Raw genomic sequence first — 10,981 nt, forward strand, 5'->3', positions numbered from 1 at the left:
TTAGAAAGATAGAGATTATTAGGAGGAATAAACAATGGGATACAATGCCGGTTCATACGATGTCATAGTAATCGGTGCAGGTCATGCAGGATGTGAAGCTGGTCTTGCGGCAGCACGAATGGGCTCAAAAACCTTAATGTTAACAATTAACTTAGATATGGTAGCATTCATGCCATGTAACCCTTCTGTTGGTGGACCAGCAAAAGGGATTGTTGTTCGTGAAATTGATGCATTAGGCGGAGAAATGGGACGCAATATTGATAAAACGTATATTCAAATGCGTATGTTAAATACAGGTAAAGGACCAGCTGTACGTGCGCTTCGAGCACAAGCTGATAAATTCTCTTACCAGCATGAATTAAAGAAAACAATTGAAGAAACACCAAATTTAACGTTGTTCCAAGGAATGGTAGAGCGTTTAATCGTTGAAGATGGCGTATGTAAAGGGGTAATTACACAAGCTGGTGCTGAATATACAGCAAAAACAGTCGTAATTACGACTGGAACATTTTTACGTGGTGAGATTATTATGGGTGAATTAAAATATTCGAGCGGTCCAAATAATCAGCAACCATCTATTACATTATCTGAGCATTTAGAGGAGCTTGGATTTGATCTTGTTAGATTTAAAACAGGTACACCTCCGCGCGTGAACAGTAATACAATTGACTACAGCAAAACAGAAATTCAACCAGGTGATGATAAACCACGAGCTTTCTCTTTTGAAACGACAAAATTTATTATGGATCAAATTCCATGTTGGTTGACGTATACAAGTACAGAAACACATCGTTTAATAGATGAAAACTTACATCGCTCAGCTATGTATTCTGGTATGATTAAAGGAACAGGTCCTAGATATTGCCCTTCAATTGAAGACAAGGTAGTTAGATTTAATGATAAACCACGTCATCAAATTTTCTTAGAGCCAGAAGGTCGTAATACACAAGAGGTATATGTTCAAGGATTATCGACAAGTTTACCAGAAGATGTGCAACGTGACATGCTTAGAACAATCCCTGGTCTAGAAAATGTTGAAATGATGCGTACAGGTTATGCAATTGAATATGATGCAATTGTACCAACTCAATTATGGCCGACACTTGAAACGAAAAAAATTAAAAATTTATATACAGCAGGACAAATTAACGGAACTTCCGGTTACGAAGAAGCAGCAGGACAAGGGCTTATGGCTGGTATTAATGCAGCGTGTCGTTCTTTAGGTAAAAAGGAAGTTATTTTAGGTCGCGGGGATGCTTATATTGGTGTCTTAATTGATGACCTTGTAACGAAAGGTACAAATGAACCATATCGTTTATTAACGTCTCGTGCAGAATATCGCCTATTATTACGCCACGATAATGCTGATCTTCGTTTAACTGAAGTTGGTCGTGAAATTGGCCTAATTAAAGAAGATCGCTATGAGCGATTTACAAATAAAAAGTTACAAATTGAACAGGAAAAGGAACGTTTAGGGAGCATTATTATTAAACCACGTCCTGAAGTTCAAGAATTAATTCGTAGTGTTGGCGGAAGTGAATTGAAAGATGGAATACGTGCAAGTGACTTATTACGTCGTCCAGAGATGTCATATGAGCATATTCATCTTTTAGTACCAAGTGAAGTAGCATTAAGTGATGAAATTACGGAACAAGTTGAAATTCAGACTAAGTACGAAGGATACATTGAAAAATCTTTACAGCAAGTAGAGCGTATGAAGAAAATGGAAAACAAAAAAATCCCTGTGGATATTGATTATGATGCGATTTCTAGCCTTGCCTCAGAAGCGAGACAGAAATTGAAAGATGTTCGTCCACTTTCAATGGGGCAGGCTTCACGTATTTCTGGCGTAAATCCAGCTGATGTTTCCATTTTGCTTGTGTATATTGAACAAGGAAAAATTGCACGAGTATCGAACCAATAAATAGTAAGGAGATATTGCTAGATGAACATAGAACAATTTCAATCTATGCTAGAAGAGAAGGGTATCACCCTCTCTTCTAGACAATTAGAGCAGTTCAAAATCTACTTTGAAACGTTAGTAGAGTGGAATGAAAAAATGAATTTAACAGCTATTACGGAGAAGGAAGAAGTATACTTAAAACACTTTTTTGATTCTATTACAGCTGCTTTTTATTATGATTTTTCGAAACCATTCTCTATTTGCGATGTTGGCGCAGGAGCTGGATTCCCAAGTATCCCGCTGAAAATCTGTTTCCCACATTTAAAAGTAACGATTGTAGATTCATTACAAAAACGTATTAATTTCTTAAATCACTTAGCGCAAAAATTAGAGTTAAGTGATGTTGCCTTTTGTCATGATCGTGCTGAAACATTTGGGAAAAAAGAAGGTGTACGTGAATCATACGATATTGTAATGGCACGTGCAGTCGCGCGTCTTTCTGTATTAAGTGAGCTATGTTTACCACTTGTAAAAGTTGGAGGAACATTTATTGCAATGAAAGGTGCTGCAGCGAACGAAGAAATTGAAAATGGTAAGTATGCTTTAGAGGTGCTAGGCGGGGAATTAAAAGAAATGTCTACGTTCCAATTACCGTTTGAGGAAAGTGAACGTAATATTTTATTAATCGAGAAAAAGCGCAAGACACCAAAGAAATATCCACGCAAACCGGGAACACCCAATAAATTACCTATTGAAAAGTAAATCTTATTAGACGTAAGATTGAATTATATAAATGAAAACGTAAATGTTTCATAGGAAACATTTTATGGAGAATAGTCAATAGGCCTAAAAGGTGGTGGAATATGTATGAAAAATACGTTTTCTCGTTTATTTGGCTTTGGAGATAAAGAGAGCGAATTCGAATTACAAGAGGAAAGCCATGAAGAAATAGATAAAAAGGTATATGAGGAAATACAAGAAATCCCGATAGTAAATATTACCCCTAACCGTTATCAACCACGAACAGTTTTCGATGATGCACGAATCGAGGAATTAGCATTAACGATTCGTACTCACGGGCTTATCCAGCCGATTGTCGTGAGGCAATATGAGGATGATAAGTACGAGATTATTGCTGGAGAAAGGCGTTTCCGCGCAGCAACGAAGTTAGGGTGGGAAAAGGTTCCTGCAATTATAAAGAACTTAAATGATACAGAGACAGCTTCTGTAGCGCTAATTGAAAATTTGCAACGTGAGGAATTAACAGCAATCGAGGAAGCTGTGGCATATCAAAAGCTGATTGAGTTACATAATTTAACACAAGAAGCACTGGCACAACGACTTGGAAAAGGGCAATCCACAATCGCAAATAAGTTGCGATTGTTAAAGTTGCCTGAAGAAATAAAAAGTGCGTTATTGGAAAAAAGTATTACAGAACGTCACGCTCGTGCTCTCATTCCTTTAAAAAATGAGGAATTACAACTGAAGGTTTTACAAGAAATTGTGGAAAAACAACTGAATGTAAAACAAACAGAAGAACGAATTGCAAAATTACTAGAGGAAGCAAAACCGAAGCGTAAAGCAAAGCAAAAAGCAGTAAGTAGAGATACGAGAATTGCTATGAATACAATTAGGCAGTCATTACAAATGGTTGCTAATAGTGGTTTAAATGTTAATTCTGAGGAAGAAGAATTTGATGAGTACTATCAAATTACGATTAAAATTCCGAAGAAAAAATAATAATGGCGTGTTAGAGACCTTATCCTATTGGAGAGGTCTCTTTTACTATATTTTCTTGTTAATGAAGAAGGAGTTTAGAAATAAATTTTGAAGTTTAATAAGGACGTAAAAGAAAAGCTTTTATTTCATGTTACAATAAACGTAATTGTTACTAGAATAAGATAGAAAGGTTGAAAGTAGGTGACATCATGGGAAAAATCATTGCTATTGCTAATCAAAAAGGCGGTGTTGGAAAAACAACAACATCTGTTAATTTAGGGGCTGGATTGGCACAAGTAGGAAAAAAAGTCCTTCTCGTAGACATTGATGCTCAAGGAAATGCCACGACTGGTGTAGGAATTGAAAAGTCTGAATTAGATCAATGTATTTATAATGTTCTTGTAGAAGATGCAGATGTTCAAGGAGTTATACGGAAAACCGCAACTGAAAACTTAGATGTTCTACCCGCTACAATTCAATTGGCCGGTGCTGAAATTGAATTGGTACCGACTATTTCCCGGGAAGTACGTTTGCAAAGGGCATTACAGCCAGTTCGTGATGAATATGATTATATTATTATCGACTGTCCCCCATCCTTAGGGTTATTAACGATTAATGCATTAACAGCAGCAGATTCAGTTATTATTCCTGTTCAGTGTGAATATTACGCACTAGAAGGATTAAGTCAGCTATTAAATACAGTTCGACTTGTGCAAAAACATTTAAATAAAAATTTAGCAATTCAAGGTGTATTGTTAACGATGTTGGATGCCCGTACAAATTTAGGGATTCAAGTTATAGATGAAGTGAAAAAATACTTTAGGGATAAAGTGTACCGTTCGATTATTCCTCGAAATGTGCGCTTAAGTGAGGCACCAAGTCATGGGAAACCGATTATGCAGTATGACGCTAAATCAAGAGGAGCAGAAGTATATATAGATTTAGCAGAGGAAGTGATTGCAGGTGGCTAAAGGATTAGGAAGAGGGATTAATGTATTTTTTCCTGATTTGGATGTGAAGGAAGAAGAAACAATTCAGGAGATTATAGTAACTGAATTAAGGCCGAATCCATATCAACCACGTAAGCATTTCAATAAAGAAGCAATTCAGGAATTAGCGGCCTCTATTAAAGAACATGGCATATTGCAACCATTAATTGCTAGAAAGAGTATTAAGGGATATGAAATTGTTGCAGGTGAAAGAAGATATCGTGCTGCTAAAGAGGCTGGACTTGAAAAGGTGCCTGCCGTTGTAAGACAATTAAACGAGCAGCAAATGATGGAATTTGCTTTGCTTGAAAACTTACAACGAGAAGATTTAAATCCTATGGAAGAGGCAATGGCATATCAGATGTTAATGAATGAGCTAAATGTAACGCAAGAACAATTAGCGAAACGTCTTGGTAAAAGCAGACCTTACATTGCAAATTATACTCGATTATTAAGCCTCCCTTCGTTCGTACAAGATATGATTGCAAATGGTCAACTTTCAATGGCTCACGGTAGAACCTTACTTACGATCAAAGATGAAGAACAGTTGAAGTCTTTATTGAAACGGATCGAAAAAGAAGGATTAAATGTTCGCCAATTAGAAAAAATTGTCCAGGAGATTAATCAAAGCGTTTCACGTGAAACAAAACAGATAAAAAAAGAGCGAAATATATTCTTCGTAGAGCGCGAAACGTTCTTAAGAGAAAAGTTTGGTACAGATGTAAAAATTAAAGAAACAAAAAAAGAAAAAGGTAAAATTGAAATTGAATTTTTCAATAAAGAAGATTTAAATCGTATTTTAGAATTATTATCACAGAAAAACTAAAAAGCAAACCATCTTATTATTTAGAGATGGTTTGCTTTTTTTAACGCAGATAATTTTTGGTCCGTTTCTTTTATACTTTGCGCGATTACATCAGCCATTTTCATGACTAAACTTAACCTTGTATTTTGAAGAACGAAAAACTCCATAAAACCATTTAGATTGACGATGCCATGTATATGTAAATCACCAACTGCAGGTAATTTCTTATTCATCGCAGCTCCAGGTTTACTAGGTCCCTTTCCGGTAGTAATTGAACCGATACTTTGAGATTTTCCTAAGCATGCATCAACAGCAATTATAAAAGAAGTAGGATTATCTTTCTGTATATTCTGAATTCCCTCTTCTAAATTTAACGCATGTATTGGTTCATCTAGTGTGCCGAATACTTGGAAGTTTTTAATTTCTACTTGTTCCAGTTTTGTACCGACTAATGGACCGAGTGCATCACCGGTGGAACGATCTGTCCCAATACAAACAAGAATAAGTGGTGTATTAGTTCTAATAGGGATATGGGAAAGTAGGAAATTACTGATTGTCTCGGAGGCTTCTAAGTCTTGGTGCATAACGTTTTGAGTTTCTTTTTCAAAAAAAGGTAAGCGAAAACTTCCAATATTCATGAAGCACCCATCCTTTTAATAAATTTTAAAAATATGTTATATGGTGAGTAAACTGAAAGATTATAAGTGCATATTTTTGCAAAATGTTAATAAAAACGGAAATAATAGTACTAGTATATATATATTCGCTCCATTTTATACCTGAATGGAAGTTAACAAATCGAATTAAAGTCATAAATTTTTATCAGAAATCAGAGAGACTTCTGATACAATGAGAAGGATAACTAAAAAGAAATTTTAGCTGGAGAGGTAGAGGTACATGGATTTAGCGTTGAAATGGTTTGAGTCCATTGATTGGACGAATATAGGTGTGAAATCACTAAAAATAGTCGTTATTTTAATACTTGGTGCAATCATTGTGCGAGTTGCAAGGGCAATTGTACGAAATGCGTTTCGCATGGGAAGTCGTTCGCCAATTCAAATTTCAGAACGTCGTACAGTTACAGTAGCGAAGTTACTTGAAAATATTGTGGCATACGTTGTTATATTTATTATGTTGATTGCGATTTTAGGCGTGTTCAATATTAATGCATCAGGTCTATTAGCTGGTGCTGGGGTTATTGGTTTAGCAGTCGGATTTGGTGCCCAAAGTTTAGTGAAAGATGTCATTACAGGACTATTTATTTTGCTAGAAGATCAGTTTTCAGTTGGTGACTATGTAAGAATTGGTCAGTTTGAGGGAGTTGTTTTAGAAATTGGACTTCGTACAACGAAACTAAAGAGCTGGACAGGGGAAATTCATACTTTACCAAACGGAAGTATTATTCAAGTTACTAATTTTTCAGTTAGTAATAGTGTAGCATTCGTTGATGTATCTATTTCGTATGAGGCCGATATAGCAAAAGCAGAGCAAGTAATTGAAGAGTTATTAGTAGAATTACCTGCAAAGTACGAGAAGATGGTAACAACGCCTCAATTGTTAGGTGTACAAACATTAGCTGCATCAGAAGTTATATTACGTGTTATTGCTGAAGTGGAGCCGATGCAACATGCAGTTATTGCAAGAGCCCTTCGTAAAGAAATTAAAAATCGTCTAGATTTACATGGAATCGAAATTCCATATCCACGTATGGTTTTATATAATCGTGAAGAATTGGTTAGTGAAAAGGCAATTTAGTATAGAGAGGGGTTTGGAGAGTGGAGCAAAAGCAATATAACTTGTACGATGTTGTGGAAATGAAGAAGGCCCATCCATGTGGTGTAAATCGATGGAAGATTATTCGTATGGGAATGGATATCCGCATTAAGTGCGAGGGATGTGACCATTCGGTAATGATTCCTCGAAGAGAGTTTGATCGTAAGGTAAAAAAAATACTTGTGAAGCATGAAGAATAGAGAGAAAGTAACAGTTGCAGTAGGCAATTGTTACTTTTTTTCGTTTGGAGGAAACTTGTCATTTTTTTCGTTACTATCTATAATGATGAAAGATTGAGACATAGGAGTGAAAAATATGGGATTAACGGCTGGGATTGTTGGATTACCTAACGTAGGAAAGTCCACTTTATTTAATGCAATTACACAAGCAGGAGCAGAATCTGCGAACTATCCATTCTGTACGATTGACCCAAACGTAGGGATCGTAGAAGTACCAGATGAGCGTTTAAATAAATTAACGGAATTAGTAGAACCGAAAAAAACTGTTCCGACTGTATTCGAATTTACTGATATTGCAGGTATCGTAAAAGGTGCAAGTAAGGGTGAAGGATTAGGAAATAAATTCTTATCTCACATTCGCCAAGTAGATGCAATTTGCCAAGTTGTTCGTTGTTTTGAAGATGAAAACATTACACACGTTTCAGGGAAAGTAGATCCAATTGATGATATTGAAACAATCAACTTAGAACTAATCTTAGCGGATTTAGAATCAGTTGATAAACGTATCGAGCGTGTTGCGAAATTAGCAAGACAAAAAGATAAAGAAGCAGTATATGAGCATGAAATTTTAGTGCGTTTAAAAGAAGCCTTCGAAGAGGGAAAACCAGCTCGTACTGTTGAATTTACAGAAGAGCAAATGAAGATTGTTAAAGGCCTTCATTTACTTACAACGAAAGAAATGCTATACGTAGCAAATGTAAGTGAAGATGATATTATGGATCCTTCTGAAAATAAATATGTACAAATGGTAAAAGAATTTGCTGCAAATGAAAATTCTCAAGTTATCGTTGTATGTGCAAAAATCGAATCAGAAATCGCTGAGTTAGACGAAGAAGAGAAAAAAGTATTCCTGGAAGAATTAGGTATTGAAGAATCAGGTTTAGATCAGTTAATTCGTGCTGCATATGACTTATTAGGACTTGCTACTTACTTCACAGCTGGTGTGCAAGAAGTGCGTGCATGGACGTTTAAACAAGGTATGAAAGCACCACAATGTGCTGGCGTAATTCATACAGACTTTGAGCGCGGATTTATTCGCGCAGAAACAGTTTCTTATGATGATTTAATGACAAACGGTTCTATGACAGCTGCAAAAGAAGCTGGAAAAGTACGTTTAGAAGGAAAAGAGTATATCGTAAAAGACGGAGATGTTATGCACTTCCGCTTTAACGTTTAATTTAATATTTCCTAGGAAAAATAAAGATATGAACTTGGCAAATATATTATATGTTTGCCAAGTTTTTTACGTATTGGTGAGTTGATTCATATAACTTACTATGATATAATCTAAACTCGTGAGTAATTACTATAAATTAATTGCTCCTTGCCCATTATGGGCCGTTTAGACCAAAAGGAGGTGAAAGTGTAATGAGAAAGTACGAAATTATGTACATCATTCGTCCTGGCGTTGAAGAAGAAGCTCAAAAAGCTTTAGTTGAACGTTTTGCAGGTGTTTTAACAAACAATGGTGCAGAAATCATTAACACGAAAGAGTGGGGTAAGCGTCGTTTAGCTTACGAAATCAACGACTTACGTGAAGGTTTCTACATGATCTTAAACGTGAACTCTAACTCAGAGGCGATTAACGAATTCGACCGTTTAGCTAAGATCAACGAAGATATCCTTCGTCATATCGTTGTTAAAGAAGAAGAAAAATAATTGATATATAAGGGAGAGTGGTTCGATTGATGAATCGTGTTATCCTCGTTGGTCGTTTAACTAAGGACCCTGACTTACGTTACACGCCCAATGGTGTTGCAGTAGCTACTTTTACGTTAGCTGTGAATCGCGCATTTGCGAATCAACAAGGTGAGCGTGAAGCTGACTTTATTAATTGTGTAATATGGCGTAAACAAGCAGAAAACGTGGCAAATTATTTGAAAAAAGGTAGCTTAGCAGGCGTAGACGGACGTCTTCAAACTCGTAATTACGATGGACAAGATGGTAAACGTGTATATGTAACAGAAGTTCTTGCGGAGAGCGTACAATTTTTAGAGCCGCGTAATGGCGGTGGGGAGCAACGTGGTTCATTCAATCAGCAACCATCAGGAGCTGGTTTCGGTAACCAAAGCTCTAACCCATTTGGTCAATCTAGTAATTCAGGTAACCAAGGTAACTCTGGATTTACGAAGAATGACGATCCATTTTCGAATGTTGGTCAACCGATTGACATTTCGGACGACGATTTACCATTTTAATGGTATGAATCGGCTATTTTTAACAAAGAATGGAGGGAATAGACATGGCAGGACGCAAAGGTGGACGTGCGAAGCGTCGTAAGGTGTGTTTCTTCACATCTAACGGCATCACTCGCATTGACTATAAAGATGTTGATTTATTAAAACGTTTCGTTTCTGAGCGTGGTAAAATTTTACCTCGTCGTGTAACAGGAACAAGCGCAAAATACCAACGCAAACTTACAGTTGCAATTAAACGTGCTCGTCAAATGGCACTTTTACCATATGTTGGTGAATAATAGCGTATGAAATGCACAGTAGAGTCGGACTCTACTGTGCATTTTGCTATGCTTTTCTTTTTGAAAGAGAGGTTAGATGATGAAAAGTACGAAATTTATTACTGAGGGTGCAGCGTTATTGGCAATATATGCAATTTTATTGCTTATATCTATGTATGTTCCGATTTTAGGTACAGTTGCAATATTTGCGTTGCCGTTACCATTTATATTATTAACAGTAAGACATAAACTATCTAATGTGCTCGTGATTTTTGTAGCGGCACTGTTTGTTACAATTATCGTGAGTCAACCGATTAGTCTCGTAAAGACAGTGATGTTTGGGTTAATAGGTGTTGTATTAGGATGTATGTATAAAAAAGGGAAAAAACCAGTGGAGATATTAATAGCTGGAACACTTGCATATTTAATTGGTATGATGCTCATTTATGTAGGAAGTATAAAGTTTTTTAACATAGATTTAATGAAGCAAATGCAAAATATGTTTAGTGAAAGCATGGTGCAAAGTGAAAAAATAGCAAATGCGGCTGGTATGCCAGTTAGTAAAGAACAAAAAGAGTTATTTGCACAAATGAATGATATATTACAAACGTTATTTCCAAGTATAATTGTGCTAGTTTCTGTATGTTTTTCTTGGATCACAGTGATAATATCAGGTAGTGTTTTGAGAAAGTTAAAGTACGACACGGCGCCTTGGCCCAAATTTAAAGATATACAATTGCCAAAGAGTATTGTCTGGTATTACGTCATCTTTATTCTGCTATCAACTTTCATGAAAGTTGAACCGACATCATATTTACATATGGTATTTTCTAATCTATATGTAATCCTTGCTTTGCTACTTGTATTGCAAGGATTAACGTTTATCACTTTTTTAGCACACAAAAAAGGTTTTACGAAAGGCGTTCCTATTATTAGTTTTATTGTATGTATGTTTATTCCAATGCTGTTTCCTCTTGTGACAATCTTAGGTATAATTGATTTAGGGATTTCATTGCGTTCTAAAATTCAATGAAAAACAAAGGGATAAAATAGCATGTTTATGCTATTTTAAGGTGTTTAATCTGTTTAACTAACTAG

At 36.0% G+C, this 10,981-nt stretch carries 13 protein-coding genes; 12 read left to right on the top strand and 1 reads right to left on the bottom strand.

All coding sequences use genetic code 11. The features are described from left to right. Window positions 1–34: 34 nt before the first annotated feature. From mnmG to spo0J, 5 genes are all read left to right on the top strand, one after another. A complete protein-coding gene (gene mnmG, locus JDS80_RS10065; protein WP_071744223.1) occupies window positions 35–1,924 on the top strand; it encodes a tRNA uridine-5-carboxymethylaminomethyl(34) synthesis enzyme MnmG in 1,890 nt (629 codons plus the stop codon). A gap of 21 nt (window positions 1,925–1,945) precedes the next feature. After that, window positions 1,946–2,665 carry a 16S rRNA (guanine(527)-N(7))-methyltransferase RsmG gene (gene rsmG, locus JDS80_RS10070; protein WP_001019628.1) on the top strand — a complete coding sequence of 240 codons (720 nt, stop codon included), beginning with the start codon at window positions 1,946–1,948 and terminating at the stop codon, window positions 2,663–2,665. A gap of 105 nt (window positions 2,666–2,770) precedes the next feature. Further along, complete coding sequence (noc, locus tag JDS80_RS10075; RefSeq protein ID WP_071744222.1) at window positions 2,771–3,643, top strand: nucleoid occlusion protein; 873 nt, start codon at window positions 2,771–2,773, stop codon at window positions 3,641–3,643. Between the two features lie 188 nt (window positions 3,644–3,831). Continuing rightward, window positions 3,832–4,593 carry a sporulation initiation inhibitor protein Soj gene (gene soj / locus JDS80_RS10080; RefSeq protein ID WP_000516117.1) on the top strand — a complete coding sequence of 254 codons (762 nt, stop codon included), beginning with the start codon at window positions 3,832–3,834 and terminating at the stop codon, window positions 4,591–4,593. Beyond that, window positions 4,586–5,437, top strand: a complete 852-nt coding sequence (gene spo0J, locus JDS80_RS10085) for a stage 0 sporulation protein Spo0J (RefSeq protein ID WP_083596240.1) — start codon at window positions 4,586–4,588, stop codon at window positions 5,435–5,437. Before soj ends, spo0J begins: the two co-directional genes overlap by 8 nt. A gap of 20 nt (window positions 5,438–5,457) precedes the next feature. Here the strand turns inward: spo0J and yyaC are convergent, their stop codons facing one another. After that, window positions 5,458–6,054, bottom strand: coding sequence for a spore protease YyaC (yyaC, locus tag JDS80_RS10090; RefSeq protein WP_199638297.1), 597 nt, complete (start codon window positions 6,052–6,054; stop codon window positions 5,458–5,460). Between the two features lie 259 nt (window positions 6,055–6,313). Here yyaC and JDS80_RS10095 point away from each other — a divergent pair, with 259 nt between their 5' ends. From JDS80_RS10095 to JDS80_RS10125, 7 genes are all read left to right on the top strand, one after another. Beyond that, a complete protein-coding gene (locus tag JDS80_RS10095; RefSeq protein WP_199638299.1) occupies window positions 6,314–7,171 on the top strand; it encodes a mechanosensitive ion channel family protein in 858 nt (285 codons plus the stop codon). A 20-nt stretch (window positions 7,172–7,191) separates the two neighbouring features. Further along, complete coding sequence (locus JDS80_RS10100) at window positions 7,192–7,389, top strand: DUF951 domain-containing protein (RefSeq protein WP_000436055.1); 198 nt, start codon at window positions 7,192–7,194, stop codon at window positions 7,387–7,389. A gap of 115 nt (window positions 7,390–7,504) precedes the next feature. Then, the gene (gene ychF, locus JDS80_RS10105) at window positions 7,505–8,605 is read left to right on the top strand and encodes a redox-regulated ATPase YchF (RefSeq protein ID WP_000524664.1); all 1,101 of its coding nucleotides are present in this window, start codon (window positions 7,505–7,507) and stop codon (window positions 8,603–8,605) included. Window positions 8,606–8,796: 191 nt separating this feature from the next. Beyond that, window positions 8,797–9,087, top strand: a complete 291-nt coding sequence (gene rpsF / locus JDS80_RS10110; RefSeq protein ID WP_001233782.1) for a 30S ribosomal protein S6 — start codon at window positions 8,797–8,799, stop codon at window positions 9,085–9,087. Between the two features lie 26 nt (window positions 9,088–9,113). Next, complete coding sequence (gene ssb, locus JDS80_RS10115; RefSeq protein ID WP_016093691.1) at window positions 9,114–9,626, top strand: single-stranded DNA-binding protein; 513 nt, start codon at window positions 9,114–9,116, stop codon at window positions 9,624–9,626. 44 nt (window positions 9,627–9,670) lie between these two features. After that, on the top strand, window positions 9,671–9,904 hold the full coding sequence (gene rpsR / locus JDS80_RS10120) for a 30S ribosomal protein S18 (RefSeq protein ID WP_000918874.1): 234 nt from the start codon (window positions 9,671–9,673) through the stop codon (window positions 9,902–9,904). Window positions 9,905–9,983: 79 nt separating this feature from the next. After that, the gene (locus tag JDS80_RS10125; RefSeq protein ID WP_199638301.1) at window positions 9,984–10,916 is read left to right on the top strand and encodes a YybS family protein; all 933 of its coding nucleotides are present in this window, start codon (window positions 9,984–9,986) and stop codon (window positions 10,914–10,916) included. Window positions 10,917–10,981 lie beyond the last annotated feature (65 nt).

This window comes from Bacillus cereus group sp. N8 (genome assembly GCF_016483685.1).
Taxonomy (GTDB): Bacteria; Bacillota; Bacilli; order Bacillales; family Bacillaceae_G; genus Bacillus_A; species Bacillus_A proteolyticus.

Excerpts from the sequence above, each read along its gene's own strand:
- mnmG (WP_071744223.1), top strand. The coding sequence starts at position 35 with ATGGGATACAATGCCGGTTCATACGATGTCATAGTAATCGGTGCAGGT.
- rsmG (WP_001019628.1), top strand. The coding sequence starts at position 1,946 with ATGAACATAGAACAATTTCAATCTATGCTAGAAGAGAAGGGTATCACC.
- noc (WP_071744222.1), top strand. The coding sequence starts at position 2,771 with ATGAAAAATACGTTTTCTCGTTTATTTGGCTTTGGAGATAAAGAGAGC.
- soj (WP_000516117.1), top strand. The coding sequence starts at position 3,832 with ATGGGAAAAATCATTGCTATTGCTAATCAAAAAGGCGGTGTTGGAAAA.
- yyaC (WP_199638297.1), bottom strand. The coding sequence starts at position 6,054 with ATGAATATTGGAAGTTTTCGCTTACCTTTTTTTGAAAAAGAAACTCAA.
- JDS80_RS10095 (WP_199638299.1), top strand. The coding sequence starts at position 6,314 with ATGGATTTAGCGTTGAAATGGTTTGAGTCCATTGATTGGACGAATATA.
- ychF (WP_000524664.1), top strand. The coding sequence starts at position 7,505 with ATGGGATTAACGGCTGGGATTGTTGGATTACCTAACGTAGGAAAGTCC.
- rpsF (WP_001233782.1), top strand. The coding sequence starts at position 8,797 with ATGAGAAAGTACGAAATTATGTACATCATTCGTCCTGGCGTTGAAGAA.
- rpsR (WP_000918874.1), top strand. The coding sequence starts at position 9,671 with ATGGCAGGACGCAAAGGTGGACGTGCGAAGCGTCGTAAGGTGTGTTTC.
- JDS80_RS10125 (WP_199638301.1), top strand. The coding sequence starts at position 9,984 with ATGAAAAGTACGAAATTTATTACTGAGGGTGCAGCGTTATTGGCAATA.